This window comes from Streptomyces fructofermentans (assembly GCF_014651055.1).
Classification (GTDB): domain Bacteria; phylum Actinomycetota; class Actinomycetes; order Streptomycetales; family Streptomycetaceae; genus Streptomyces; species Streptomyces fructofermentans.
This window is the reverse complement of record NZ_BMWD01000003.1, coordinates 37,330-63,937: the sequence shown is the minus strand read 5'-3', so window position 1 is coordinate 63,937 and position 26,608 is coordinate 37,330. Positions and strand designations below refer to the sequence as shown.

Sequence of the window (26,608 nt, the reverse complement as noted above, 5' to 3'; positions counted from 1 at the left end):
CGGCGCCCGTACGCCGCGTGGCGGCAATGAACCGCCGGACCGTCAGCGGAGGTTCGCCGCCCGCCGCTCCATGGCCTCCCGGGCGTCCTCCTCCGAGGGGTACACCTCGCACATGTGCCGCCCGTCGGGCGTGAGCGTGTGCTCCACCTCCCACAGCGACAGCTCGCGGCCGTCGCTGAGCAGGAACGCGTGCTCGTAGAGCGAGAAGCTCAGTCCCCGCTCACCTGCCCGGCACGGCCGACCGAACGCCTGGGTGATCTGGTGCGCGAGAGCCGTCCGCAGCAGTCCGGCCGTCTCCTCGCCGGGCCTGTCCGTGTTCTCCGCGCGCCGCAGCAGCCGCCGGCCGTGGTCCGCGGAGTCGTCCGGCACGTGCTTGCCGGGGCGCTCGGTGCCGCTCGACCACAGGGTCCCGCCGTTGCGCGGGGTGGGGGCGGGGGACAGTCTCACGAGCACGGGGATCTCGAAATCGGGAGCCTCGGGCGGAAGCGGCAGGCGCGCGGTCGCGGTGCGCAACTCCTCCTCGTCCACGTACACCTCGTGCTGTGTCTCACCGTCCGCCGCCGTGTTGTGGACGAGCTCCCACAGCGTGAGCGCGCTCCCATCGGCCAGCAGCCAGGTGTGTCGGTACGTCTCGCGGTGCAGGCCCGCGCTGTGGTGCGCGGAGTGCAGCGAGCTGTCATGGGCCAGGGAGCGGTCGAGCCGCCGTATGGTCTCGTCCGGGAGCTCGAAGGAGTTCAGGGCGCGACCGAGGAGTCGCGCGAGATGCTCCTCAGGAGACTCGGGCGACTCGGGTGGCTCGTACGCTGCCGTCTCGTACGGAACGCTCAAGGCATCTCCCGGCGTTGCTGCATGTCACCTTGTGGGTGCATACCGTAGCCCCTTGGCCGGACATCATGTCCGGGAACCGAGAAAACGTACGCTGCGAGAACGCCGGGGCCGTGCGAGATGTTCCCGCGCGGCCCGGCGATGGGTCAAAACCCTTTGGTCAGAGGGCACTTCCGGCGGTCCATGCGCTCCACTCCATGTTCCAGCCGCTCAGCCCGTTGTCCGGGGCCACCGTCTTGTCGGGGGAGTTCCTGACCGTCACCACGTCCCCGACGAGGGAGGAGTCGAAGAACCACTTGGCGTCCGTGTCGGCCTGCGCGCCCCGCACGTCGGCGAGCCCGACGCATCCGTGGCTCGTGCCCTGCTTCCCGAAGGGCGGATTGCCCTTGTTGTACCAGTAGTTGCCGTGAATGAACGTCCCGGACGTCGTCAGTCGCATCGCGTTGGGTACGTCGGCGATGTCGTACTCCCCGCCGTAGCCGACCGTAGAACCGTTCATCCGCGTCTTCCTGAACTTCTCCGAGATCACCATCTGCCCGTTGTACGTCGCGCTGTCCGCGCTGCCCGCCGAGATCGGCACCGTCCTGACGGTCTTCCCGTCGCGCACGACCGTCATCGTCTGCGTGCCGGCGTCCACCGTGGAGACCTGGGAACGGCCGACGGTGAAGGTGACCGTCTTCTTCTGGACGCCGTGCACGCCGTCCGCGCCCTCGACCCCGTCCAGGTCGATCCGCGTGGTGACCTTGGAGCCCGCCTTCCAGTACGTCTCCGGCCTGAAGTCCAGCCGCTGCGTGCCGAACCAGTGGCCGACCACCTTCTGGCCGCTGCTCGACGTGACCCGGATGTGCGACTGCACGGCCTTCCTGTCGCTGATGGCCTTGTCGAACCTGAACGACACCGGCATTCCGACGCCCACCGTCGTGCCGTTGTCGGGCGTGTACGTGCCTATGAAGCTGTTGTCCGTGGACACCGTCGTGAAGCTGGAGTCGGCCTGGGCCGTCCTGCCGCCGTCACCCTTCGCGGTCGCCGATATCCGGTACTTCGTCCCCCGCTCCAACTGCTCCTTCGGCTTCCACTTCTTTCCGTCCGCCGCGATCGCCCCCGGCACGGCGGTGCCGGTGTCCGACTCCGTCATCCTGACCTCGGTCAGCCTTCCGTCGCTGACCTTCACCCCGGTCGAGTTGATCGAGGCGCCCGTCGAGCCGTTCTTCGCGGAAATGACGATCCTCGCCGCCCCGGAGCCGCCCCCTCGGCCGTCGTCGGTGCCGTTGGTGTCCGCGCCGGCGTCGCCGCCGCACGCGGTGAGGGTCAGCGCGCCGACCATCAGGGCGGCGCAGGTCATCAGTGCGCGTCCAGCTGCTGTGTCCGGCGTCGTCACGAGTTGCTCCAATTCCTCTTGCTCGGGAGGGGTCTGCTCGTTTCCGTGAAGAAGGATCCACGGGGAAGGAGGGGAACACCGGTCGCCCGGGTTCCCACCGATCCGGCATGGGCACCATCACGTGACAGAGTCGGGACAATCGGCTCGGACGGGCAGCGCCGACACGGGGCAGCGCTTCCGTGGACCGGCCGGCAACGCTCCCGTGAACCGGCCCGCCCCGAGTGCCGGGAAGCCCTCGACAGGGGCGCCGACGCGCTCGCCCCATCGCCGAACGGCCTCCCAACCGCCCTTCTACGCCTGCCCGTAGAGCTCCGAGTACGACCGCCACACCCCGCCCGGTCCCTCCACCGACCCGGCCGCCCGCACCGCCCGGACGATCGCGCGCGTCACCAGGTCGGCGCCCGCCGCGAGGACCTCGTTCAGCGCGAGGGGGTCGTCGGCCGGCAGCGGGCGCGCACCTGTCGCGAGGGCGAACACCGTGTCGCCGTCGTGGAGCAGATGCACCGGCCGGACGGCCCGAGCGATGCCGTCGTGGGCCGTCCCCGCCAGCTTCTGGGCCTGAGCCTTCGACAGGTCGGCGTCCGTCGCGACCACCGCGAGCGTGGTGTTCAGCGGGGGGACGGTGTTCCTCTCCGCCGCCTCCGCGAGTCCGGCCCGCGCCGCTGCGTGCACCTCCTCGGACGGGCGGGCCAGGAGGCCCTGGACCAGCTCGCCGTACAGCGCCCCCGTCCCCGGCTCCACCACCGACCCCGCCGCGTTGGCCACGACCAGGGCCGCCACCGTGACGCCCGAGTCGAGGACCGTGCTCGCGGTGCCGACCCCGCCCTTCATCATCCCGACCGCCGCTCCCGTGCCGGCGCCCACGCATCCCTCCGGCACGGGCGCGCCCACCGGGTCGGCCGCGGCCGCCTCCACCGCCTCGCGGCCCGTCCCGGCGTCCGGCCGGGCCCGGAAGTCGCCGCCGCGGCCCAGGTCGAAGACGCACGCGGCCGGAACGACCGGCACCACATGAAGCGGGTCGGGCCCGACCCGCACACCGCGGCCCCTCTCCTCCAGCCAGGCCATCACGCCGGTGGCCGAGTCGAGCCCGAACGCGCTGCCCCCGGTCAGGACGATCGCCTCGACCCCGCGCACCACGTTGCGTGGATCCAGTGCGTCGGTCTCCTTGGTGCCGGGCCCGCCCCCGCGCACGTCCACGGCCGCGACCGCGCCGCCCTCCGGGGCGAGGACGACCGTGGTGCCCGTGAGCCAACCGTCGCCGACCCGCGTGGCGTGTCCCACGCGCAGTCCGGCCACATCTGTCAGAGCGTCAACTGTCATACGCCCAGTCTGGTGGTGTCTCACACGGCCGGGGCGTCCGCTTTCCCCCGCGAGTCGGTCCGGGCGCCGAGGACCACCCCGGCCGCCACGGAGAGCGCCGTGACGGTCCCCGCCGCGAGCACCGCCCAGTGGCCCAGGAACGTGCAGAGGATCACCGCGAGGGCCGTACTGGGCAGGACGAGTTGCTGGGTCGTGCCCGTCTTGAAGTAGCGGGCGTGCAGCACCCAGACCGTCAGCAGGTACAGGGCCGTCGGCAGGGTCACCGCGGCGGACGCGGACAGGGTGGAGATGTGCGCCTTGCCGACCGTCTGCTCCACCACGACCTCCAGACCCGCGCCGATCGCCGCGGCCGAGGCGAAGATCAGGTAGTGGCCGTAACCCCACAGGAACGACTGCCTGTTGGTCCGGAGATGGGCGTGGATCGGGACCACGAAGTAGATCCACCACGCCGAGAAGACGATCAGCAGCCCGCCGGCGGCGATGGGGACCAGCTCGCCCAGCGCGTCGTTCTCGTCGATGCCCGACTTCACGGCGATCGTGGCCGCGGCGATCGCCTCGCCCAGCACGATGATGGTGAACAGGCCGTACCGCTCAGAGATGTGGCGGGGGTGCCAGGAGGTGTTGAAGTCCTTCTCCGCGTAGAGCGGCACACTCATCTCGGCGATCGCCAGCACCAGGAACAGCCACGGCGTGACCGAACCCGGCAGGAGCAGCAGCCCCAGCCAGCCGGCCTGGCAGAGCAGCACCCCGCCCACATAGCGCAGCGCGGTCCGCCGCTCGGCGCCCTCGGTGGTCCGGGCCACCCGCGCCCACTGGATCGTCAGCGCCAGGCGCATGATCACGTAGCCCAGCCAGACGATCAGGAAGTCGTGGTCCTCGAAGGCCTCGGACACCCCGGCGGCCAGCACGAGCACGCCCGCGATCTGGATCAGCGTGACGACCCGGTACAGCACGTCGTCGTTGTCGTATGCCGAGGCGAACCAGCTGAAGTTCATCCACGCCCACCAGATGGCGAAGAAGACCATCGCGTAGTACAGGATGCCCTCGGCCGCGTGCGCCTCCGCCACGGCGTGCACCAGCTGCACACCGGCCTGGGCGATGGCCACCACGAAGCAGAGGTCGAAGAAGAGCTCCAGCGGTGACGCGACCCGGTGCGCCTCGTCGCGCTCGCGTGCCGTCATGGGGCGCAGCGGGGGACGGGCGGCGGGGGCCGCTGACCGGCGCGGACCTGGGGAGGGAGGACTGGGCGTCATGCGACCAAGCAGAGCAGAAACCGGCCGAAAGTTCAGGGGCGCGCCAGAGACCGGCAACCCGTCGGAAGTACCGGTCCGCGGGACGGACGAGGCGGCACGCCCACCGTGCCTGTTCCGGGAGCGGGAGCGGACACGGGGAGACGGGCGGGGGAGACGGCGTGGGAGGGGCCCCGCCCGCGGCGCAGGGAGGGCGTCCCGGGACCGGCGCGCCCCCGCCGCCGTACCCTGGAGGCATGAGCACCGTCCCCGTCCCCGCCCCCGACGCCGAACCCCGCGATCCCAAGGCCGCGCTGGTCTTCGACGATCCGCTGAGCCGGCCGTCCGCGGACGACACCGACCGGGGCTGGGGCGACCGGCCCAGTGGCGACAGCGCCGCCGACCTCGCCCGCTTCCTGGACGAGAAGCCGCCCCACCACATCTGACCCCGCCACGCCCTCCGGACCGCGTCGGCCCGGAGGACGGCGGCCGCTAGCGAGCGTCGTGCCCCGAGCCGCGCTGCGCCACGAGGGCGTCGCGGATCTCCTTCAGGACCTCCAGCTCGGTCACCTCGATCACCTCGTGCGTGCCCTCCTTCGCCTTCTGGCGGGCCGCCTGCTTGGCGAGGTACTTCGACATCGGCAGGACCATCAGGAAGTAGACGACGGCCGCCGTGATCAGGAAGGTCAGCGTCGCGCTGAGGACGGTGCCCCACATGATGGGGATACCGCTCGTCGCGGTGCCCGTCGCCTCGTCGAACTTGCAGGGCTCCCTCAGACACGAGCTGTACCTGTCGAGGTCCTTGGTCCCGAAGGCGCCGACCAGTGGGTTGATCACGCCCTTCACCAGGGAGTTGACGATGTTGGTGAAGGCGGCGCCGATGACGACCGCGACAGCCAGGTCGACGACGTTTCCACGCATCAGGAAGGCCTTGAAGCCCTCCCAGACGCCCGGTTCCTTCTTCTTCTCGCTCACCACGGAGCCCCTCTTCAGACGCGCGAACTGTGGAATCAACAGCTCCGCAACCTACGTCAGGGCGTGGCGACGCTGTCCAATTGCGGCACTCCAACGAGGGACTTGAAGGTGATCGCCGGGGCATTTCGGTCAGGGGTGCCACAGGGTCACCGCCAGACGTGAGGTCGCGCCGGCCCCGGCCAGCCGTGTCGCGGTCCGCCGTGACACGGAGAGGACGAGCAGGGCTCCGCCCTCGGACACGCTGTCCGGCGCTTCGGGCACCTTGGTCACCCGCGCTCCGGCGGCCACCACCCGCGCGTCCCCCGGGCCCGTCGCCGACTGACGCGCCGCGATGACGTCGACCCGGTCCCCCGGCCTGAGCAGCCGCACGGTCGCGCCGTCGGCGATCCGCACCGGCGCGGTCACCCTTCCGACCGGCCGCCCTTCCGGCGCCGGTCCGGCCGACGGGCGGTCCCTCGGCGGTCCCGTGTCCCGGGCTCCCGCGCCCCTCGGTCCCGCGGCGACCAGCGCCGCCGCCGTCACCGCGAGTCCGGCCGCCACGGCCCGCCTGCGGTGCCGCACGAGCCGGCGCGGCCGGTAGCGCCCGCCGCGCACCCGCACCGGGCCGAAGTGGGGCACCTCGCACGTGCCGGGTACGTCCGTGCCCAACGGGCGCGGGAAGGAGGAGAGATGCGACACGGGTACACCACCGCCTGCGGTCGGGAGTTCGGCTTGCGACCCCAGCCTGCGGCCTCGTGCCGAATCCCGCCGGAGCCCGTGGACGACCGCGCGGTTGTGGACAACTCGCTCACCCGAAGGGGGTGTTCCAAGCCCGGCCGGAGACCGGACGAGGTCCGTGCGACCTCTTCGACCGCCCGGGCTAGGGGAGTTCGAAGCCCGGATCCATCCCGCCCAGCGCCGACGCGCACAGGCAGTCCCTCGCCGCGTTCTCCGGCAGTCCCGCCACCGCGTCGAACAGCACCTCGCGCAGCCGGTCCACGTTGGCCGCGAAGACCCGCATCACCTCGTCGTGCGAGACGCCCTGGCCGGTCTCGGCACCCGCGTCCAGGTCGGTGACCAGGGTCATCGACGTGTAGCAGAGCTCCAGTTCACGCGCGAGCGCCGCCTCGGGATGGCCCGTCATGCCCACCACCGACCAGCCCTGCGCCCGGTACCAGAGCGATTCCGCGCGGGTCGAGAACCGCGGCCCCTCGACCACCACCAGGGTCCCGCCGTCCACCGCCTCCCAGTCCCAGCCGCGCGCCGCCTTCAGGGCGACCTTGCGACCGGTGGGGCAGTAGGGGTCCGCGAGCGACACGTGCACCACGTTCGGCTCGGTGCCGTCGGGCAGCGGCAGCCCGTCGAAGTACGACTGCTTCCGGGACTGCGTACGGTCCACGAACTGGTCGGGGACCAGGAGCGTCCCGGGCCCGTACTCGGGGCGCAGCCCGCCCACGGCGCACGGCCCGAGCACCTGCCGCGCCCCGACGGAACGCAGGGCCCACAGGTTGGCGCGGTAGTTGATGCGGTGCGGCGGCAGATGGTGGCCGCGGCCGTGACGGGGCAGGAAGGCGACCCGCCGCCCGGCCAGCTCACCGAGGAAGAGGGAGTCGCTGGGAGGCCCGTACGGGGTGTCCACCCGTACCTCGGTCACGTCCTCGAGGAAGGAGTAGAAGCCCGACCCGCCGATGACGCCGATCTCGACGTTCTCCGTGTTCGCCATGGTCCGCACCCTAACCGGACGCGGACACACGAAAGACCCTGCCGCCCGGGGCGACAGGGTTCCGTGACGAAGAGGAGCCGGTGCGAGAAGGCCTTACGCGGCGGTGCTGCCGGACGACGAGCTCGCGGACGACGACTTCGAGTCCGAGGACGGCTTGGAGTCCGACGAGGACGAAGTCGACGACTTCGTGTCGGTCGAGCTCGACGACTTCGCGGTCGAGGCCGGGCTGCTGCTGGACGACGAGCCGCGGCTGTCGTTGCGGTAGAAGCCGGAGCCCTTGAAGACGATGCCGACGGCGGAGAACACCTTCTTCAGGCGGCCATCGCAGCTCGGGCACGTCGTCAGGGCGTCGTCCGTGAACTTCTGCACCGCCTCGAGGCCCTCGCCGCACGCGGTGCACTGGTACTGGTAGGTCGGCACTTGTCTTCCTCCTGGCACTCTCACTCAATGAGTGCTAACGACGGTCCATAGTGACGTATTCCTCGGGATCAGTCCACTGTCACCGGCACGCGGTGACCGACGCCACGTGCGACGGTGCGGCTGACGGCCTGCGGTACGAGCCGCGAGCGCAGGGCCACGAGTGTCGCCAGGGCGAGCAGTGTGCCGCCCATCGGGACGAGGAATCCGGCGCCGTCCCAGAGGCGGTCCTCCAGCTGTCCGGCGACCGTGACGGCCGCCGCCTGCCCGAGGGCGACCGCGCCCGTGAGCCAGGTGAAGGCCTCCGTGCGGGCGCCCGCCGGCACGAGTCCCTCGACCAGCGTGTAGCCGGTGATCAGGGCGGGCGCGATGCACATGCCGACCAGCAGGCCGACTCCGGAGAGCACGAGCACCGACTCCGCCGCCCACAGGCCCGACGCGGCCACGGCCAGCGCCGCGTAACCGATCATGAGGCGGCGGCGCGGGGCCACCTTCCACGCGATCGCGCCGCAGACGATGCCCGACAGCATGTTGCCCGCGGCGAAGGTCCCGTACAGGACGCCGTTCAGGCCGGGCTCACCGATCGACTCGCTGAACGCGGCGAGCGAGACCTGCATGCCGCCGAACACGGCGCCGATCCCGAGGAAGGCCACGATCAGTACGCGCACTCCGGGCACCGAAAGGGCGGAAGCGTGCTTCACGCGCGCGTGCCCCTTCGGAGCGACGGACGGCTGGGTGCCGCGCTGCGCCGCGAACAGCAGACCGCCGACCAGGGTCAGCGCGGCCTCAGTGAGCAGGCCCGCGGCGGGGTCCACGGCGGTGCACAGGGCGGTCGCCAGCAGGGGCCCGAACACGAACGTCAGCTCGTCGGTGACGGACTCGAAGGCCGCCGCGGTGGGCATCAGGGGCGATCCCTGGAGCTTGGCGCCCCAGCGGGCCCGCACCATGGGGCCGACCTGCGGCACCGAGGCGCCCGTCGGCACCGCGGCGGCGAACAGTGCCCACATGGGAGCGCCCGTGAGCGCCAGCGCGGTCAGGGACAGGCCGGCCACCGCGTGGACGAGGACGCCGGGGACCAGGACGGCCCGCTGGCCGTGGCGGTCGGCGAGACGGCCGGTGAGGGGCGCGAACACTGCCATGGAGACACCGGTCACGGCGGCCACGGCGCCGGCTGCCCCGTACGAGCCGGTGGTGTGCTGCACGAGCAGCACGATCGACAGCGTCAGCATCGCGAACGGCTGTCGTGCGGCGAAGCCCGGGAGCAGAAACGTCCAGGCGCCGCGTGTACGCAGCAGCTGTCCGTATCCAGGGCGGGCGGAAACCGGGGTCCCGGCGGACTCCGGAGTGACCGTGGATGCCACGGCCCGTGCCTTTCTGCCGCCTGGTAGCGCGCCCGTGCGGGGGCGCCGAGAGCTGTCCTCTTGCGCGGAACTGCGGTAGATACCGGGCCGCCCAGAGAGGAGGGCACCGCGGCCGCCATACGGTCGCGCCAGCTCTGCGTCAGGCAGAGTTGGTTCGATCAACGTGCGCCTTGATGATACAGGCCCGAAGGATTGTGCCCCTGTGAAAGTCGGCACGTTCCCGGCTGCCGCCTGGGATTGGCCGCGTACCGGTGCCCGCCGCCCAGCCCTCGCACCCCCGTCCAGGCCGGACCGCTCGCGCCCCCGCCCAGTGCCCCCGAGCCCCGACGCCCGGCTCCCCGAGCGCCCCGCCCAGTGCCCCGGGCCCCCCGCCCAGTGCCCCGGGCCCCCCGCCCAGTGCCCCGGGCGCCCCGCCCCCGCGCCGTGCCCCGGCGGGGCGGGCGGCGCCGGGGGGCCCGGACGGGCCGGGGCTCAGCGTTCCGGGCCGCCTCCGTCGGTGCCCAGCCAGCTCGCCAGCTTGCCGCCCTGGCCGACCGCGCGGAGCCGCCGCTCGGCCGCGTCCCGGACCGGGTCCGTCGCCACCACGAGCAGTTCGTCGCCCCGGCGCAGCACGGTCGTCGGGAGCGGTACGAAGGACTCCTTGGCGCGGACGACCAGGGTGACCGCGGAGCCCGCGGGCAGCCGCAGCTCGTTGATCTCCACGCCGTGCATCTTCGAGCCGTCGGGGATCGCGACGGACAGCAGGTGCCCGCGCAGCCGTTCCAGGGGTGCCGACTCGATGCCCAGGTCGGCCGCCTCCGAGGCGGACTTGCCCAGCCGCAGCTTGCGGGCCAGCCAGGGGAGCGTTGGCCCCTGGACGAGTGTGTAGACGACGACCAGCACGAAGACGATGTTGAAGATCCGGCGGCTGTCCTCGACGCCGTTCACCATGGGGATCGTGGCCAGGATGATGGGGACGGCGCCGCGCAGGCCGGCCCAGGACATCAGGGCCTGTTCCTGCCAGCGCATCCGGAACGGCAGCAGGGCGACCACGACGCTCAGGGGCCGCGCGACCATGGTCAGCGCCAGGCCGATGACGAGCGCGGGCACGATGTCGTCGCCCATCTCGTGCGGGGTGACGAGCAGGCCGAGCAGCACGAACATGCCGATCTGGGCGAGCCAGCCGAGCCCGTCGGCGAAGCCGCGCGTCGCCGGCCAGTGCGGCAGCTTCGCGTTGCCCAGCACCATCGACGCCAGGTAGACGGCGAGGAAGCCGCTGCCGTGGGCCAGCGCGCCCGCCGCGTAGGCCGCGACGGCGATGGCCATGACCGCGATCGGGTAGAGGCCGGACGCGGGCAGGGCCACGTGCCGCAGCCCGTAGGCGCCCACGAAGCCGACCGCGAGGCCGACGGCCGCGCCGATGGCCAGTTCCAGCGCTATCTCGCCCAGCAGCACGTACCAGTGCTCCACCGGGCCCGCCGTGGAGAAGGCGACGACGAGGATGACGACAGGGGCGTCGTTGAAGCCGGACTCGGCCTCCAGGATGCCCGTCACGCGCGCGGGGAGGGGCACTCTGCGCAGCACGGAGAAGACGGCCGCCGCGTCGGTCGAGGACACCACCGCACCGATGATCAGCGCCTGCCGCCACTCCAGGTCGATCAGGTAGTGGGCGGCCGTCGCCGTGACGCCGACGCTCACCGTGACGCCGACCAGCGCCAGCGAGGAGGCGGCCGGGAGGCCCGGTTCGACCTCCCGCCACTTCGTGCCGAGACCGCCCTCGGCCAGGATCACGACGAGGGCCGCGTAGCCGATGACCTGGGTCAGTTCGGCGTTGTCGAAGTGGATGGCGCCGATGCCGTCCTGGCCCATGGCGACGCCGATCCCCAGGTAGACGAGCAGGCTGGGGAGCCCGCTGCGCGAGGAGATGCGTACCGCCGCGACCGCGACGAGCAGGACGAGCGAGCAGACGAGCAGGAGCTGGTTGAGGTGGTGGACAGTCAGGGGCTGATCCCTTCTCGCCGTTCCGAGCGGACCGGTCTGACCGTTTCGATCGGTTCTTCCGTTTGCCGCCGGTCAATCCTGGTTCATATCGTTCCTGCCGATGCGAACCGGTCTGATACGGCGTGCCGTTGAGTACCGGATCGTCCCGGTTTCCTCCGGCGGTCGGGTTCTCCCGGATCGATGCTGCGGATCGGCCGGACCGTGGTGCTCGATGGATGGGGTGCCTGCGGACAGGCCGACCGCCGACCGGGTCGAGCGGGTCGGCCGGGGTCGGTCGAACCGCGTCGGCGGTTCAACCAATTCATTACCTTACCTAACTCTTGACGCTTCCTTGACGCTCGCCGGTGCAAGATCGAACCCCCGCCCGCCCGGGTTCCCGACTCCGCGTCGAGGCCGAGTTGGCCCTGCGCCTATGGTTGCTCCAGCGCTCAGTCAAATGGACATGCCCGCCTGCCGCTCGCGTGAGGACAGCAAGGACAGCGATGCCCCCCAACACCACCGCATCTTCCGGTCACAAGCCCGGCAAGTCCGGCAGGAAGAAGGGGCGCAGAGCCCGTCTGGTCCTGATCGTCCTGGTACTGGCCATTGTGGGTGGCGCAGCCTTCGGGGCCTTCTGGGGCGTCAGCACGGTCCGCGCCTCCTTCCCGCAGACCAAGGGTTCGCTCACGCTCGAAGGCCTCTCCGGCCCGGTGGACGTGAAGCGGGACGGCTACGGGATCCCGCAGATCTACGCCTCGTCCGACGAGGACCTGTTCATGGCGCAGGGCTACGTCCAGGCGCAGGACCGGTTCTACGAGATGGACGTCCGCCGCCACATGACGTCCGGCAGGCTCTCCGAGATGTTCGGCGAGAGCCAGGTCAAGAACGACGCCTTCCTGCGCACGCTCGGCTGGGACCGGGTGGCGAAGAAGGAGTACGAGACCACGCTCTCCGCCGAGACGAAGAAGTACCTCCAGGCGTACGCCAAGGGTGTCAACGCGTACCTGAAGGGCAAGGACGGCGAGGACATCTCGCTGGAGTACGCGGCGCTCGGCTTCTCCAACGACTACGCGCCGACCGAGTGGACCCCGGTCGACTCGGTGGCCTGGCTCAAGGCGATGGCCTGGGACCTGCGCGGCAACATGCAGGACGAGATCGACAGGTCCCTGATGACCAGCCGCCTCGGCCCGAAGCAGATCGCCGACCTGTACCCGCAGTACCCGTACGACCGGAACAAGCCGATCGTCCAGGACGGGCAGTACGACAGCGTGACCGGCAAGTACCGGCAGGGGAGCGTCACGGGCGCCGCCGCGGGCACGCAGGACGCGGCCGGCAGCGGTCTCACCGGTGGCGCCGAGGCGCCCTCCGGTCTGGAGAGCCAGCTCTCGGGCCTCTACGACGTGCTGGACGACGTCCCGGAGGCCGTCGGCGTGAACGGCAACGGCATCGGCTCCAACTCCTGGGTCGTCGGTGGCGAGCACACCATCAGCGGCAAGCCGCTGCTCGCCAACGACCCGCACCTGTCGCCCTCGCTGCCGTCGGTCTGGTACCAGATGGGCCTGCACTGCAGGAGCGTCTCCGCGAAGTGCCAGTACGACGTCTCCGGCTACACCTTCTCGGGCATGCCGGGCGTGATCATCGGCCACAACGAGAAGATCGCCTGGGGCATGACCAACTCCGGCGCCGACGTCACCGACCTGTACCTGGAGAAGCTCACCGGGGACGGGTACGAGTACAACGACAAGGTGCTGCCCTTCACCACCCGCAAGGAGCGCATCGACATCGCGGGCGGCGGCAGCAAGACCATCGTCGTGCGGGAGACGAACAACGGGCCGCTGCTGTCGGACCGCAACGACGAACTGGTGAAGGTCGGCCGGAAGGCCACCGTCGACAGCGCGGCCCCCGACCGCGGCGACGGCTACGCGATAGCGCTGCGCTGGACGGCGCTGGACCCGGGCAACTCGATGGACGCCGTGTTCGCGATGGACAGGGCGCGTGACTGGAGGGACTTCCGCAAGGCGGCCACCCTCTTCGACGTGCCCTCGCAGAACCTGATCTACGCGGACACCGAGAACAACATCGGCTACCAGCTGCCGGGCCGGATCCCGACCCGCGGCAAGGGCGACGGCTCGCTCCCGTCGCCCGGCTGGGACTCCAAGTACCGCTGGACCGGCTACATCGACCAGGCCGAGCTGCCGTACGAGTACAACCCCGACCGCGGCTACATCGTGACCGCGAACCAGGCCGTCGTCGACAAGGACAAGTACCCCTACACGCTCACCACGGACTGGGGCTACGGAACGCGCAGCCAGCGGATCGCCGACCTGCTGGAGTCGAAGACCAAGAACGGCGGCAAGGTCTCGACGGACGACATGCGGCAGATGCAGCTCGACAACAGCAGCGAGATCGCCAAGCTCCTCGTGCCGCAGCTGCTGAAGATCGACGTCGCCGACAAGGACGTCCGCGAGGCGCAGAAGCTCCTGGAGGGCTGGAACTACACCCAGGACGCCGACTCGGCCGCCGCCGCGTACTTCAACGCCACCTGGCGCAACATCCTCAAGCTCGGCTTCGGCAACAAGCTGCCCAAGGAGCTGCGGGTCAAGGGGCAGTGCCTGTACGTCGAGCCGTCCGACTCCACCGGCCCGGTCGACGTGGACGACGACAAGGTGCGCGAGTGCGGCCAGCGCGACGCGGACAGCGCGCAGCCCGACGGCGGCGACCGCTGGTTCGAGGTCGTCCGCTCGATCCTGGGCGACGAGGACAACGCCTGGTGGTCGGCGCCCGGAACGCGCACCGACGACGCCGTCGACACACGTGACGAGCTGTTCGCGCGGGCCCTGGAGGACGCACGCTGGGAGCTGACCGCCAAGCTCGGCAAGGACATCGACACCTGGAGCTGGGGCCGGCTGCACCGGCTCTACCTGAAGAACCAGACCCTGGGCACCGCGGGTCCCGGCTTCCTCAAGTACGCGCTCAACAGGGGCCCGTACAACATGGGCGGCGGCGAGGCGGCGGTGAACGCCACCGGCTGGAACGCGGCGGGCGGCTACTCCGTGGTGTGGGTTCCGTCGATGCGGATGGTGGTGAACCTGGACGACTTCGACAAGTCCCAGTGGATCAACCTCACCGGCGCCTCGGGCCACGCCTACAGCGCCCACTACATCGACCAGACGAGCAAGTGGGTCAAGGGCGAACTGCTGCCGTGGGTCTCCTCGGAGCGCGCGGTGGGCAAGGCCACCTCGGACACGCTGGTCCTCAAGCCCTGACGTCCCCCGCAGGCACCGGAACGGCCCTCCACGCACGCGTGGAGGGCCGTTCCGCGGTTCAGGCCGCCGCGGGGCCGCCCGGGAAGCGGCGCACGCCCGACGGGGTCACCGCGGCGCGCACCGGCCTGTCGTGCGGCTCCTCGGGGACGCGGTCGACCACCTCGGTGTCGTACAGCAGCACCACCAGCGCCGGATCGGCGCCCGCCCGGTCGAGGCGCGCGAGCACCCGGTCGTACGACCCGCCGCCGCGGCCGAGGCGCATCCCGCGCGCGTCGACGGCGAGACCCGGCAGCAGGACGGCGTCGGCCCCCAGCACGGCGTCGGGGCCCAGCCGCCCGCCGCCGGGCTCCAGGAGGGTCATGCGGCCGCCGTGCCGGACGGGGACCAGGGAGGCCTCCCCCGTGTACTCGCCCCAGTCGAGGTCGTTGTCCGCAAGGAGCGCGGGGAGCAGGACGCGCACGCCCCGCGCGTGGAGTGCGTCCAGGAGCGCGCGGGTGCCCGGTTCACTCCCCACGGACACGTACGCCGCCACCGTGCGAGCATGGGCCAGTTCGGGCAGCTCCATGGCCCGGGCCGCGAGTGAGGTCCCGGACTTCCGCACGTCATCGGCCGTCAACCCGGCCCTCACCGTGAGGAGCTCCCGCCGCAACAATCGCTTGCCAGACTCGGCTTCGGGTCCCAGGCGGCTCATAGACTTGTTCCGTACCCTTCATAATGCGCTCATATGAGAGCGAATTGACCGGAGCCACAGATTCACTACAAAGGCACCGGATATGGTGTCGGGCATGACTCAGTCGCACCCAAGGATCAGCAAGGCTGTCATCCCGGCAGCAGGTCTCGGCACCCGGTTCCTGCCGGCCACCAAGGCCACTCCCAAGGAGATGCTGCCGGTCGTGGACAAGCCGGCGATCCAGTACGTGGTCGAGGAGGCCGCGTCCGCGGGCCTCGACGACGTCCTCATGATCACGGGCCGCAACAAGCGCCCGCTGGAGGACCACTTCGACCGCAACTACGAGCTGGAATCGGCCCTTCAGAAGAAGGGCGACGCCGGGCGGCTCGCCAAGGTGCAGGAGTCAAGCGACCTCGCGACCATGCACTACGTGCGCCAGGGCGACCCCAAGGGCCTCGGGCACGCCGTGCTGTGCGCCGCCCCGCACGTCGGCAACGAGCCGTTCGCCGTGCTCCTGGGCGACGACCTCATCGACCCGCGCGACCCGCTCCTCAAGCGCATGGTCGACGTCCACGAGCAGTACGGCGGCAGCGTCATCGCGCTCATGGAGGTCGAGCCCGAGCAGATCCACCTCTACGGCTGCGCCGCCGTCGAGAGCACCGCGGACGGCGACGTCGTCAAGGTGACGGGACTCGTCGAGAAGCCGGACGCGGCGGACGCCCCCAGCAACTACGCCATCATCGGCCGGTACGTCCTCGACCCGCACGTCTTCGACATACTCCGCACGACGGAGCCCGGCCGCGGCGGCGAGATCCAGCTCACCGACGCCCTCCAGCAGCTCGCCGACGACGAGAAGGTCGGCGGTCCCGTGCACGGCGTCGTCTTCAAGGGCCGCCGCTATGACACCGGCGACCGCGGCGACTACCTGCGTGCCATTGTCAGACTCGCGTGCGAACGTGAAGACCTGGGCCCGGACTTCCGGACCTGGCTCCGCAGTTACGTCACCGAGGAGATGTAGCACTTTGAGCAGCGCCGCGACCCGTGCCACCGGCCAGGAGCACCTCTGGTCGGTGTCCGAGCACCTGGAGGACATCCTCGCGACCGTCCGCCCCCTGGAACCCATCGAGCTGCAACTCCTCGACGCCCAGGGCTGTGTCCTGGTCGAGGACGTCACGGTGCCGGTCTCGCTGCCGCCGTTCGACAACAGCTCCATGGACGGGTACGCGGTCCGGGTCGCCGATGTCGCGGGCGCGAGCGAGGAGTACCCGGCGGTCCTCACGGTCGTCGGGGACGTCGCGGCGGGCGAGTCGGAGCTGCTCCACGTCGGCCCGGGGGAGGCCGCCCGCATCATGACGGGCGCGCCGCTGCCCCCCGGCGCCGAGGCGGTCGTCCCGGTGGAGTGGACCGACGGCGGTCTCGGCGAGGGGCCGGTCTCCGGGATGCGCGCCCGCAGCGCGTCGCCCGAGGCCGCCTCGGGCCAGGTCCGCATCCACCGCCAGGCCGAGGCGCGCGCGCACGTGCGCGCCGAGGGCAGCGACGTGAAGGCCGGCGACCGCGCCCTCTCCGCGGGCACCGTCCTCGGCCCGCCCCAGATCGGGCTGCTGGCCGCGATCGGCCGCGGCACCGTGTGCGTGCGTCCGCGTCCGCGTGTGGTCGTGCTGTCCACGGGCAGCGAACTGGTCCAGCCCGACGAGGCGTTGGGCACCGGCCAGATCTACGACTCGAACAGCTTCGCGCTGTGCGCCGCCGCCCGGGACGCGGGCGCGATCGCCTACCGGGTGGGCGCGGTCGCCGACGACGCCGAGACGCTCCGCGCCACCATCGAGGACCAGCTGATCCGCGCCGACCTGCTGGTCACCACGGGTGGTGTCAGCGTCGGCGCGTACGACGTCGTCAAGGAGGCGCTGTCCTCCGTCGGCGACGAGGACGAGGAGGGCGGCGGCATCGAGTTCCGCAAGCTCGCCATGCAGCCCGGCAAGCCGCAGGGCTTCGGCTCCATCGGCCCCGAGCACACCCCGCTGCTCGCGCTCCCGGGCAACCCGGTCTCGTCGTACGTGTCGTTCGAGCTGTTCGCGCGCCCCGCGATCCGCACCCTGATGGGTGTGGAGGACGTCCACCGCCCCGGCTCGAAGGCGGTGCTGCGGGCGGACAAGGCGCTGACCTCGCCCGCCGGGCGCCGGCAGTTCCTGCGCGGCCGGTACGAGAACGGGGAGGTGACCCCCGTCGGCGGCGCCGGGTCCCACCTCATCGCGGCTCTCGCGCACGCGGACGCGCTGATCGTCGTCCCCGAGTCCGTCGAGTCCGTGGAGCCCGGCACCGAGGTCGACGTGGTCCTGCTCGGCTGAGGACCCCGGCTTGGGGGTACCGTGTCGCGCACAACAGGCCCGACCGGGAGCGCCGCCACAGTATGAGTACGCAGGACCGACTGACCCACATCGACGAGGCGGGCGCCGCCCGTATGGTCGACGTGTCCGAGAAGGACGTGACCGCACGCACGGCCCGAGCCAGCGGCCGCGTCCTGGTCTCGCCCCGCGTGATCGAACTGCTGCGGGGCGAGGGTGTGCCGAAGGGCGACGCCCTCGCCACCGCGCGCATCGCGGGCATCATGGGCGCCAAACGGACGCCGGACCTGATCCCGCTCTGCCACCCGTTGTCGGTGTCGGGTGTCAGACTTGACCTGTCGGTCGTGGACGACGCCGTCGAGATCCTGGCCACCGTGCGGACCACCGACCGCACCGGCGTCGAGATGGAGGCCCTCACCGCGGTCAGCGTGGCGGCCCTCACCGTGATCGACATGGTCAAGGCGGTCGACAAGGGAGCGGTCATCACGGACGTGCGCGTGGAGGAGAAGACGGGCGGCAAGTCGGGCGACTGGAGCCGGGCATGACCTACCGCGCGCTCGTCGTCACGGCCTCGAACCGGGCCGCCGCAGGGATCTACGAGGACAGGGGCGGTCCCCTGATCGCCGCCGGGCTCGGCTCGTACGGATTCGAGGTGTCCGGGCCGCGGGTCGTCCCCGACGGGGACCCGGTGGCAGCCGCGCTGCGCGCCGGTGTCGCGGAGGGGTTCGACGTCATCGTCACGACCGGTGGCACGGGCGTCTCGCCCACCGACCGCACGCCCGAGGCCACCCGTGAGGTGCTCGACCGCGAGATCCCCGGCATCGCCGAGGCCATCAGGGCGTTCGGCCGGGACAAGGTGCCCACGGCGGTGCTCTCGCGCGGACTCGCGGGTGTCGCGGGCGGGACGCTGATCGTGAACCTGCCGGGCTCCACCGGCGGGGTCCGGGACGGCCTGGCCGTGCTCGAACCCCTCCTGATCCACGCCGTCGACCAGATCCGCGGCGGCGACCACCCCGGCTCCGGCGGCACCGGGGGTGCGAGCTGAACAGCCCATCCTGGCCGGTCGAGCTGGTGGACGGCGATGTGGTGCTCAGGCCCATAAAGCTGCGCGACCAGCGGGTCTGGCGCGAGGTCAACCGCCGGAACCGCGACTGGCTGCGGCCCTGGGAGGCGACCATTCCGCCGCCCACGCCCAGCGGACCGATCACGCACCGGCCGACGTACCGCCAGATGGTCCGGCACCTGCGGGCCGAGGCCGGCGCGGGGCGGATGCTGCCGTTCGTCATCGAGTACCAGGGGCGGCTCGTCGGGCAGTTGACGGTTGCCGGAATCACCTGGGGCTCGATGTGTTCGGGCCATATCGGCTACTGGGTCGACCAGTCGGTCGCCGGTCGCGGAGTGATGCCGACGGCCGTGGCGCTGGTGTCCGACCACTGCTTCCGGACCGTTGGTCTGCACCGCATCGAGGTCTGTATTCGCCCCGAGAACGGGCCGAGCCGCCGGGTCGTGGAGAAACTCGGATTCCGCGAGGAAGGACTCCGCCCCCGTTATCTGCACATCGACGGCGCGTGGCGGGACCACCTCGTCTTCGCGCTCACGGCCGAGGAGGTGCCCGAGGGCCTGCTGGCGCGCTGGCGCCGGACACGCTCGCGGAACGCGCCGGAGAACTCTCCGAGGGACACCCCCGGAACACCCTGGAAATGAAATGGGTGTTCGAAAATGATCGGTGATCGACCAAGCTCGGGCATTAATTTCGCCCCCGAGGCGGCCTGTTGATCGCATCGGTCACAAAAAAAGCTCGAAATATCAGCCAGATCGTGCGACACACCGGCTCAATTGGCAGATGGCCTCACACAAACCCCTCTACCGTGTGAGGCGTGAGCAGCAGCGGCCTCATCTACGCAGTCATTGTCGGGGCCTGGGCCGCCTACTTGGTGCCTATGTGGCTCCGTAGGCAGGACGAGCTGAATGAGGCCCGTCCGACGGAACGCTTCAGCACCGCCATCCGGCTCCTGTCGGGACGGGCGGGAATGGAGCGCCGGTACGCCAAGGACCTGCGGGCGCGCTCCACCGAAGAGGGGGAGCAGCGCGCCGACCCGGACGCAGTCACCGACTCGGTGGACGTCCGGGCCTTCGCCATGCCTCCGACACGCCGGGAAGTACGGGCGGACGTCGACGACGCGCGGGACGTACGGGATGTACGGGACACGCGGGGCGACGACCGGCCGGACGCGCGGGGCCGGACCGCCCCGAAGCCGGCGCAGCACTCCAAGCAGTCGGCGGGGCAGGCGCCCCCGGCGCCCTCCGAGACGGGCTCCCGGCCCGCGGGCGCAGCGGTGCCGAAGCCGGCGCGCGCCACCGGCAGCAGGCCGGTGCCCCACCAGGGCTCCAGGCCGCCAGCCTCCGGCACGTCCGGTACCTCGCCCGAACGGCGGGCAGCCGCCGCGGAGGCCGCGGCACGCGCCCGGCGTTCGAAGGTGCTCGCGCGCCGACGGCGTACGACCGTCGTCCTCTTCCTCGCCTTCACCCTCGGCGCGATCGTCGCCGCGGTCGGCGGGCTCGCTCTCCTGTGGGCGCCCGGCGTGCCCGCGGTCATGCTCAGCGTCTACATCGCGTACCTGCGCTCCCAGGAGCGGCGGCGGTTCACCTACGTGATGGACCGCCGGCGCGCCGAGGCCGCGGCGCAGCGGCTGCGAGAGCGGCAGCCCAGGCGGCGGCCGGCCGCCGAGCCGGGCGCCGCCGACGAACCGGAGGAAGGATCCGGGCACGACACCGACCCCGGTCTGATGGCGCTCGCCGCCGACCGCCGCGCCCTCGTCGAGCAGACCGACCACGCCGAGTGGGTCGACCAGCAGCGCGAGCGCCGCAACGGTCCGGGCCGCGGAGACAGCTGGGACCCCGTCCCGGTGCCGCTGCCCACCTATGTGACGGCTCCGGTCGCCCCGCGAGCCACCTCCGACGTCGACCTGGGCGCGCCCGACGCGTGGAGCTCGGCGCGCTCCAGCGCGGTCGAGCCCACCGACGAGTGCCCGGTGGAGGCCGACGGGCAGGGCGGGGCGGCAGCGTCCGCCGCGGCGGACGCCGACGACCCGGAGGCCGACGGCGGCCCGGACGGCGCCGCCGACGCCCGCCGCGCCGCCTCGGCCCGCCGTGCCCGCGAGCGCGGCCGTACGCCGCTCTTCGACCAGTACGACGAGGGCGGCCGCCCGCGCGCGGCCAACGAGTGACGGTTCCTCAGGGGTCCGGCCCCTGACCAGCGGGACAGCCGCCGGGAACGGATTTCCAAGCACCCCGATCGGGATGCTAGAGTTTCACTCGTTGCAAGGGCCTGTGGCGCAGTCTGGTAGCGCACCTCGTTCGCATCGAGGGGGTCTGGGGTTCAAATCCCCACAGGTCCACCGCAGCTCAGAGCCCCCGCCGGGGAAATCCGGCGGGGGCTCTGCTCGTATGTCCGGACGTGGGGTCCGGTGGGGCCGTGCGGGCGCCGGGGTGCCTCGGGGCGGGCCGGCGGCCGGTGGCCCGGCGGGTGCCGGGCCGGGCGCGGACGTTTCAGAGTCGCTTCGCGAAGCAGCGGCTGTTCTCGTGGAAGCGGTAGTGGCCGAACTTCGGGCAGGGCTCGTAGCCGCTGGACGTGTAGAGGGCGATGGCCTCGGGCTGCTTGTCGCCCGTCTCCAGGACCATGCGGACGCGGCCGGCCGCGCGGGCGTCGTCCTCCAGGGCCGCCAGGATGCGGCGGGCGAGCCCGTTGCCGCGGGCCTCGTCGACCACGTACATGCGCTTCAGTTCCGCGTCGCCGTCCGAGTAGCCCTCGTCGTTCTCGTCCTGCGTGCGCCAGCCGCCCGTGGCCACCGGGCGGTCCCGTGTGTCGTACGCCACGAGGTAGAGGCCGGACGGGGGCGCGAACATCTTCGGGTCGAGCGGTGTGACGTCTCCGCCGTCCCCGTAGCGCCGGGCGTACTCGGCCTGTACCTGGTCGTTGAGCTTGACGGCGTCGGGGTGGTCGAAGGCGACGGGATGGATATTCATACTGGACATCGTAGTTCTATGCAATCGGTGGGTGGGATGGAGCGGTGTGCCCGTCCAGTGTGCCGGTATCGTGCCCGGGTGCTGACTGTGACCTCTGTGAATGTGAACGGGCTCCGGGCCGCCGCCAAGAAGGGCTTCGTGGAATGGCTGGCGCAGACGTCCGCGGACGTGCTCTGCCTCCAGGAGGTGAGGGCCGAGCCCGAGCAGCTCCCCGAAGGGGTGCGCCGGCCCGAGGGGTGGCACGTCGTGCACGCGCCCGCCGCCGCGAAGGGGCGCGCCGGGGTCTCCCTCTACACGCGCCGTGAGCCGGACAGCGTCCGGATCGGCTTCGGATCGGCGGAGTTCGACGGCAGCGGGCGGTATGCGGAGGTCGATCTGCCGGGCGTCACGGTGGCCAGCCTCTACCTGCCCTCCGGTGAGGTCGGCACCGAGCGGCAGGACGAGAAGGTCCGGTTCATGGGGGAGTTCCTCGCCCATCTGAAGGTGCTGCGCGAGCGGGCCGCCGCCGACGGCCGCGAGGTCGTGGTGTGCGGCGACTGGAACATCGCGCACCGGCCGGCCGACCTCAAGAACTGGCGCGCCAACCAGAAGAACTCCGGCTTCCTGCCGGAGGAGCGCGAGTGGCTCGGCCGGGTCCTGGACGAGGCCGACGGCGGATACGTCGACGTCGTCCGCGCCCTGCACCCGGACGAGGAGGGCCCGTACTCGTGGTGGTCGTACCGCGGGCGCGCCTTCGACAACGACTCGGGCTGGCGGATCGACCTCGCCGTCGCCACGCCCGGACTCGCCGCACGCGCGGTCAAGGGGTACGTGGAGCGGGCGGCCAGTCACGGGGAACGCTGGTCGGACCACGCCCCGGTGACGGTCGTCTTCGACCGCTGAGCAGCGCGTCCGCGGTGAGGGGCGGCGCGGCGCCGTGCCGGGCCCGCGTCCGCGTCCGCGGTGAGGGGCGGCGAGGCGCCGTACCCGGCTCGGCCCGTCACTTCGCCAGACGGCCGATCCTGCGGTCCAGCGCCATCGACAGTTCGGCCTCGACCACGCTCTTCGCCAGGGGGCGCAGCCGCTGGAGGTCCTCCGCGGTGCGGTCGGTGCCCAGGGTCAGGGTGGTGAACAGCTCGGCCAGCGCGTCGGCGTGCTCGCGCACGCGGCGGGCCGCGGCGAGGACGTCCGCGAGCGGTACGCCCTCCCGGACCAGGGCCGCCGAGGCTTCGAGCAGGCGGCGGCTGATGTGGACGAGGCCGCCCCCGTCGGTGGCGAGGTAGCCGAGGTCGAGGGCCGCGGCGAGGTTCTCCGGGGTGTCCTGGCCGGCGAAGAAGTCGGCGAGCTCCTCGGGGGAGAGGCGGACCGGGGTCTCCTCGGTGGGCGCGCCGAGGCCGAGCAGTTCGCCGACGTCGCGGCCGTGGTCGAACGCCTCCGCGAGTTCGGCTATGCCGTTGAGGGTGTGGCCGCGCTCCAGGAGTGCGGCGATCGTGCGCAGCCGGGCGAGGTGGTCCTCGTCGTACCAGGCGATCCTGCCCTCGCGGCGCGGCGGCGGGATGAGCTTGCGCTCACGGTAGAAGCGCAGCGTGCGCACGGTGATGCCGGCCTCCCTGGCCAGCTCCTCCATCCGGTACTCCCGCTTGTCCGCCACCCGAGCACCCTATGTCGTACCGACGGTAACTTTCCTTGCTCCCGCCCCCTACCCATCGGTATGGAGCTGCTCTAGTCTCCCATTGCGCCAGTGTTCACTGGCGGGATCAGCGGAAGTCATACGTGGCATGGAGGCGTCGGGATGACCGAGCACGAGCATGTACGGGTGGCGGTGATCGGCTCCGGGTTCGGCGGGCTGGGCGCCGCCGTGCGGTTGCGCCGCGAGGGCGTCACCGACTTCGTCGTCCTGGAGCGGGCCGGCAGCGTGGGCGGGACCTGGCGGGACAACAGCTATCCGGGATGCGCCTGCGACGTGCCGTCCCACCTGTACTCGTTCTCTTTCGCGCCCAACCCCGACTGGCCCCGCACCTTCTCCGGACAGGAGCACATCCGGGCCTACCTGGAGCACGTGACCGACGTGTTCGGGCTGCGCCCGCACCTGCGCTTCGACTCCGAGGTGAAGCTGATGACCTGGGACGGGGAGAACCTTCGCTGGGAGATCGAGACCAGCAGCGGAACGCTCACCGCCGACATCGTCGTCTCCGCGACCGGCCCGCTGTCCGACCCCAAGGTCCCCGACGTCCCCGGCATCGAGACCTTCCCGGGCAAGGTCTTCCACTCGGCCCGCTGGGACCACGACTACGACCTGCGGGGCAAGCGCGTCGCGATGGTCGGCACGGGCGCCTCGGCCATCCAGATCGTGCCGGCCGTGCAGCCCGAGGTCGAGCGGCTGACCGTCTTCCAGCGCACCCCGCCCTGGGTGATGCCGCGCGTCGACCGGGCCATCAGCGGCGCCGAGCGCCGGCTGCACCGGCTGCTGCCCCTCACCGCGCAGGCCCGCCGCGGACTCCTGTGGGGCATCCGGGAGCTACAGGTCCAGGCGTTCACCAAGCGGCCCAACGAGCTCGGCCTGGTCGAGCGGCTGGCCAAGCGCAACATGACCCGGGTCATCAAGGACCCCGAGCTGCGCGCCAAGCTGACACCGACGTACCGCATCGGCTGCAAGCGCATCCTGCTGTCGAGCACGTACTACCCGGCCCTCGCGCAGCCCAACGTGGACGTGGTGGCGAGCGGGCTGAGCGAGATCCGCGGCTCCACCCTCGTCGCCGCGGACGGCACCGAGACCGAGGCCGACGCGATCGTTTTCGGCACGGGCTTCCACGTCACCGACATGCCGATCGCCGAGCGCGTCGTCGGCGCGGACGGCCGGACGCTCGCCGAAGCCTGGTCGACCGGAATGAAGTCCCTGCGCGGCGCCACCGCGGCCGGGTTCCCGAACTGGATGACGGTCATCGGACCCAACACGGGGCTCGGAAACTCCAGCATGATCCTGATGATCGAGTCCCAGCTCAACTACCTGGCCGACTACGTACGCCAGTTGGACGTGGTGGGCGGCCGGGCCGCCCTCGACGCGCGGCCCGGCGCGGTCGAGGCGTGGAACACCCGGGTCCAGGAGCGGATGAAGCGCACCGTCTGGAACACCGGCGGCTGCACCAGCTGGTACCTCGACGCCAACGGTGTGAACACGACCGTGTGGCCCGGCACGACGACGGAGTTCCGCGGCGCCACCCGCCGCGTGGACCTCGCCGAGTACGACCTGCTCCGGCCGCCCGCGCCGGACCCCGCACCAGGGCACCGCGCCGACGGCGGGCGGAAGAAGAAGCTGGAGGCCGGAGCATGAGCCGACCGACACAGGCGGCCGGCGGACCCTACGCGCCGCCCGCCGCCGGGCGCGAGCTGACCGCGGAGTCCGCCGACGGCGCCCGGATCCACGTGGAGGTGCACGGACCCGAGGACGCCCCCGCCGTCGTGCTCGCGCACGGGTGGACCTGCTCCACTGCCTTCTGGGCCGCGCAGATACGGGATCTCGCCGTCGACCACCGGGTGGTCGCGTACGACCAGCGGGGCCACGGACGCAGCCCGTCGAGCCCGGCGTGCAGCACGGAGGCACTCGCCGACGACCTCGAGGCGGTGCTCGCCGCGACGCTCGCGCCCGGCGAGAAGGCCGTCCTGGCGGGGCACTCGATGGGCGGCATGACGCTGATGGCCGCGTCCGGGCGGGCCCGGTTCCGGGAGCACGCGGCGGCCGTCCTGCTGTGCAGCACGGGCAGTTCACGGCTGGTCGCCGAGTCGCTGGTGCTGCCGATGCGGGCCGGCCGGGCGCGCACCTGGCTGACGGCGAAGGTCCTCGGGTCCCGGGCGCCGCTCGGTCCGGTGACGCCTCTCGCGCGGCGCGTCCTCAGGTACGGGACGATGGGACCGGGCTCCGCACCCGCCATGGTCGACGCGTGCGCGCGGATCGTGCACGCGTGTCCGAGGAAGGTGCGGCACGCCTGGTCGCAGGTCCTGGCCGGGCTCGACCTGGACTCCGGAGTAAGGGAGTTGACCGTGCCGACGGCCGTCGTCGCCGGCACAGCGGACCGGTTGACGCCCGTCGTCCACACCCGCGGTCTCGTCGCGGCGCTGCCGAACTGCGTCGGCTCGACCGAACTGCCCGGACTCGGCCACATGACCCCGATCGAGGCACCCGAGCTGGTCAGCGGGCGCATCCGGGAACTCGTCGGCACCTACGTACGCATCGAGCAGAGGGAGGGCGCATGAGCAGGGTCAGCCTGGAGGGACAGGTCGCCGTCGTCACCGGGGCCGCGCGGGGCGTCGGGGAACTCCTCGCCCGCAAGCTCTCCGCGCGCGGAGCCACGGTCGCCCTCGTCGGACTGGAGCCGGACGCGCTGAAGAGCGTCGCCGAACGGCTGCACGGAGACAACGGCCACTGGTACGCCGACGTCACCGACCACGAGGCGATGACACGGGTCGCCCGGGAGGTGAAGGAGCGGTTCGGGAGGATCGACATCGTCGTGGCCAACGCCGGGGTCGCGAACGGCGGGCCCTTCGAGGACTCGGACCCCGTCGCCTGGCGGCGGGTCGTCGAGGTCAACCTCGTCGGATCCGCCGTGACGGCACGGGCGTTCCTGCCCGCGCTGACCGAGAGCCGGGGCTACCTGCTCCAGATCGCCTCGCTCGCGGCGATCACCCCGGCGCCCATGATGAGCGCCTACTGCGCGTCCAAGTCGGGGGTCGAGGCGTACGCGCACTGCCTGCGGGCCGAGGTCGGGCACCGGGGTGTGCGGGTCGGGGTCGGCTACCTGTCGTGGACCGACACCGACATGGTGCGCGGGGCCGATCAGGACGACGTGATGCGGGAGTTGAGGCAGCGGCTGCCGTGGCCGGCCAACAAGACCTACCCGCTGGGTCCGGCCGTCGACCGGATCGTCACCGGGATCGAGCGCCGCTCCAGTCATGTGTACGGGCAGTGGTGGCTGCGCGGGATGCAGGGCGTACGCGGGTACCTGCCGGGGCTCATCGGGACGGTCGGGCAGCGCGAGGTGCGGCGGTTCGCGCCGCGGCTGTCGACGGTCGGGAAGGGGCTCGTCGGGGCGGGCGGCGCGGCCGACGAGCAGGCCCGGGACGAGGTGCGTCACAGTCCGTGATCGGTCGACATGCGTGGCGTG

At 71.8% G+C, this 26,608-nt stretch carries 25 protein-coding genes and 1 tRNA gene; 13 read left to right on the top strand and 13 right to left on the bottom strand.

The genetic code is table 11. From position 1 onward, the window contains the following. Positions 1 to 42: 42 nt before the first annotated feature. From IE265_RS05225 to IE265_RS05210, 4 genes are all read right to left on the bottom strand, one after another. Positions 43 to 828, bottom strand: a complete 786-nt coding sequence (locus IE265_RS05225; RefSeq protein WP_190034158.1) for a DUF6227 family protein — start codon at positions 826 to 828, stop codon at positions 43 to 45. Between the two features lie 157 nt (positions 829 to 985). Continuing rightward, positions 986 to 2,203: a L,D-transpeptidase gene (locus tag IE265_RS05220; RefSeq protein WP_190034157.1), complete on the bottom strand. Its 1,218-nt coding sequence runs from the start codon at positions 2,201 to 2,203 to the stop codon at positions 986 to 988. Positions 2,204 to 2,494: 291 nt separating this feature from the next. Next, positions 2,495 to 3,523, bottom strand: coding sequence for a P1 family peptidase (locus IE265_RS05215; RefSeq protein ID WP_190034156.1), 1,029 nt, complete (start codon positions 3,521 to 3,523; stop codon positions 2,495 to 2,497). 20 nt (positions 3,524 to 3,543) lie between these two features. Then, positions 3,544 to 4,776 (bottom strand): low temperature requirement protein A, encoded by a 1,233-nt coding sequence (locus IE265_RS05210; RefSeq protein WP_190034155.1) that lies wholly within the window; start codon positions 4,774 to 4,776, stop codon positions 3,544 to 3,546. Positions 4,777 to 5,009: 233 nt separating this feature from the next. Here IE265_RS05210 and IE265_RS05205 point away from each other — a divergent pair, with 233 nt between their 5' ends. Beyond that, a complete protein-coding gene (locus IE265_RS05205; protein ID WP_190034154.1) occupies positions 5,010 to 5,198 on the top strand; it encodes a hypothetical protein in 189 nt (62 codons plus the stop codon). A 46-nt stretch (positions 5,199 to 5,244) separates the two neighbouring features. Here IE265_RS05205 and mscL read toward each other — a convergent pair whose 3' ends face one another. From mscL to IE265_RS05175, 6 genes are all read right to left on the bottom strand, one after another. Further along, positions 5,245 to 5,727: a large conductance mechanosensitive channel protein MscL gene (gene mscL / locus IE265_RS05200; RefSeq protein WP_190034153.1), complete on the bottom strand. Its 483-nt coding sequence runs from the start codon at positions 5,725 to 5,727 to the stop codon at positions 5,245 to 5,247. A 129-nt stretch (positions 5,728 to 5,856) separates the two neighbouring features. Beyond that, positions 5,857 to 6,405, bottom strand: a complete 549-nt coding sequence (locus IE265_RS05195) for a CpaB family protein (RefSeq protein ID WP_190034152.1) — start codon at positions 6,403 to 6,405, stop codon at positions 5,857 to 5,859. Positions 6,406 to 6,586: 181 nt separating this feature from the next. Next, positions 6,587 to 7,429 carry an S-methyl-5'-thioadenosine phosphorylase gene (locus tag IE265_RS05190; RefSeq protein WP_190034151.1) on the bottom strand — a complete coding sequence of 281 codons (843 nt, stop codon included), beginning with the start codon at positions 7,427 to 7,429 and terminating at the stop codon, positions 6,587 to 6,589. Between the two features lie 93 nt (positions 7,430 to 7,522). Further along, positions 7,523 to 7,849 (bottom strand): FmdB family zinc ribbon protein, encoded by a 327-nt coding sequence (locus IE265_RS05185; protein ID WP_190034150.1) that lies wholly within the window; start codon positions 7,847 to 7,849, stop codon positions 7,523 to 7,525. 68 nt (positions 7,850 to 7,917) lie between these two features. Next, a complete protein-coding gene (locus tag IE265_RS05180; protein ID WP_190034149.1) occupies positions 7,918 to 9,207 on the bottom strand; it encodes an MFS transporter in 1,290 nt (429 codons plus the stop codon). A 471-nt stretch (positions 9,208 to 9,678) separates the two neighbouring features. Further along, positions 9,679 to 11,187, bottom strand: coding sequence for a potassium/proton antiporter (locus tag IE265_RS05175; RefSeq protein WP_190034449.1), 1,509 nt, complete (start codon positions 11,185 to 11,187; stop codon positions 9,679 to 9,681). 482 nt (positions 11,188 to 11,669) lie between these two features. Between IE265_RS05175 and IE265_RS05170 the strand changes: the two genes are divergently transcribed. Next, positions 11,670 to 14,432, top strand: coding sequence for a penicillin acylase family protein (locus tag IE265_RS05170; protein ID WP_190034148.1), 2,763 nt, complete (start codon positions 11,670 to 11,672; stop codon positions 14,430 to 14,432). A 58-nt stretch (positions 14,433 to 14,490) separates the two neighbouring features. Here the strand turns inward: IE265_RS05170 and IE265_RS05165 are convergent, their stop codons facing one another. Further along, the gene (locus IE265_RS05165; protein WP_190034147.1) at positions 14,491 to 15,123 is read right to left on the bottom strand and encodes a 5-formyltetrahydrofolate cyclo-ligase; all 633 of its coding nucleotides are present in this window, start codon (positions 15,121 to 15,123) and stop codon (positions 14,491 to 14,493) included. A 94-nt stretch (positions 15,124 to 15,217) separates the two neighbouring features. On the opposite strand from IE265_RS05165, the gene galU reads away from it, so the two are divergent. The 7 genes from galU (at position 15,218) to IE265_RS05130 (ending at position 20,842) form a co-directional block, all read left to right on the top strand. Beyond that, positions 15,218 to 16,120 (top strand): UTP--glucose-1-phosphate uridylyltransferase GalU, encoded by a 903-nt coding sequence (gene galU, locus IE265_RS05160; protein WP_190034146.1) that lies wholly within the window; start codon positions 15,218 to 15,220, stop codon positions 16,118 to 16,120. A gap of 4 nt (positions 16,121 to 16,124) precedes the next feature. Then, positions 16,125 to 17,447, top strand: a complete 1,323-nt coding sequence (glp, locus tag IE265_RS05155; RefSeq protein WP_190034145.1) for a molybdotransferase-like divisome protein Glp — start codon at positions 16,125 to 16,127, stop codon at positions 17,445 to 17,447. Between the two features lie 62 nt (positions 17,448 to 17,509). Beyond that, positions 17,510 to 17,989 carry a cyclic pyranopterin monophosphate synthase MoaC gene (gene moaC, locus IE265_RS05150; protein WP_190034144.1) on the top strand — a complete coding sequence of 160 codons (480 nt, stop codon included), beginning with the start codon at positions 17,510 to 17,512 and terminating at the stop codon, positions 17,987 to 17,989. Continuing rightward, positions 17,986 to 18,489: a MogA/MoaB family molybdenum cofactor biosynthesis protein gene (locus IE265_RS05145; RefSeq protein WP_190034143.1), complete on the top strand. Its 504-nt coding sequence runs from the start codon at positions 17,986 to 17,988 to the stop codon at positions 18,487 to 18,489. The genes moaC and IE265_RS05145 overlap by 4 nt, the downstream gene beginning before the upstream one ends. Continuing rightward, positions 18,486 to 19,148 carry a GNAT family N-acetyltransferase gene (locus IE265_RS05140; protein ID WP_190034448.1) on the top strand — a complete coding sequence of 221 codons (663 nt, stop codon included), beginning with the start codon at positions 18,486 to 18,488 and terminating at the stop codon, positions 19,146 to 19,148. The genes IE265_RS05145 and IE265_RS05140 overlap by 4 nt, the downstream gene beginning before the upstream one ends. A 173-nt stretch (positions 19,149 to 19,321) precedes the next feature. Then, positions 19,322 to 20,671: a divisome protein SepX/GlpR gene (gene sepX, locus IE265_RS05135; RefSeq protein ID WP_190034142.1), complete on the top strand. Its 1,350-nt coding sequence runs from the start codon at positions 19,322 to 19,324 to the stop codon at positions 20,669 to 20,671. A 97-nt stretch (positions 20,672 to 20,768) separates the two neighbouring features. Then, a tRNA-Ala gene (locus IE265_RS05130) sits at positions 20,769 to 20,842 on the top strand. 151 nt (positions 20,843 to 20,993) lie between these two features. Here the strand turns inward: IE265_RS05130 and IE265_RS05125 are convergent. Beyond that, the gene (locus IE265_RS05125; protein WP_190034141.1) at positions 20,994 to 21,470 is read right to left on the bottom strand and encodes a GNAT family N-acetyltransferase; all 477 of its coding nucleotides are present in this window, start codon (positions 21,468 to 21,470) and stop codon (positions 20,994 to 20,996) included. A 78-nt stretch (positions 21,471 to 21,548) separates the two neighbouring features. Here IE265_RS05125 and IE265_RS05120 point away from each other — a divergent pair, with 78 nt between their 5' ends. Next, on the top strand, positions 21,549 to 22,352 hold the full coding sequence (locus IE265_RS05120) for an exodeoxyribonuclease III (RefSeq protein WP_229916039.1): 804 nt from the start codon (positions 21,549 to 21,551) through the stop codon (positions 22,350 to 22,352). 97 nt (positions 22,353 to 22,449) lie between these two features. Here IE265_RS05120 and IE265_RS05115 read toward each other — a convergent pair whose 3' ends face one another. Continuing rightward, positions 22,450 to 23,076 carry a MerR family transcriptional regulator gene (locus IE265_RS05115; protein WP_190034447.1) on the bottom strand — a complete coding sequence of 209 codons (627 nt, stop codon included), beginning with the start codon at positions 23,074 to 23,076 and terminating at the stop codon, positions 22,450 to 22,452. Between the two features lie 165 nt (positions 23,077 to 23,241). Between IE265_RS05115 and IE265_RS05110 the strand changes: the two genes are divergently transcribed. From IE265_RS05110 to IE265_RS05100, 3 genes are read left to right on the top strand one after another with little or no spacing between them, the layout of a single operon-like run. Continuing rightward, positions 23,242 to 24,780, top strand: coding sequence for a flavin-containing monooxygenase (locus IE265_RS05110; RefSeq protein ID WP_190034139.1), 1,539 nt, complete (start codon positions 23,242 to 23,244; stop codon positions 24,778 to 24,780). Then, entirely contained in the window at positions 24,777 to 25,700 is a 924-nt protein-coding gene (locus IE265_RS05105) for an alpha/beta fold hydrolase (RefSeq protein ID WP_190034138.1), read from the top strand. The genes IE265_RS05110 and IE265_RS05105 overlap by 4 nt, the downstream gene beginning before the upstream one ends. After that, positions 25,697 to 26,587 carry an SDR family oxidoreductase gene (locus IE265_RS05100; protein ID WP_190034137.1) on the top strand — a complete coding sequence of 297 codons (891 nt, stop codon included), beginning with the start codon at positions 25,697 to 25,699 and terminating at the stop codon, positions 26,585 to 26,587. Before IE265_RS05105 ends, IE265_RS05100 begins: the two co-directional genes overlap by 4 nt. The last annotated feature ends 21 nt before the right edge of the window (positions 26,588 to 26,608 follow it).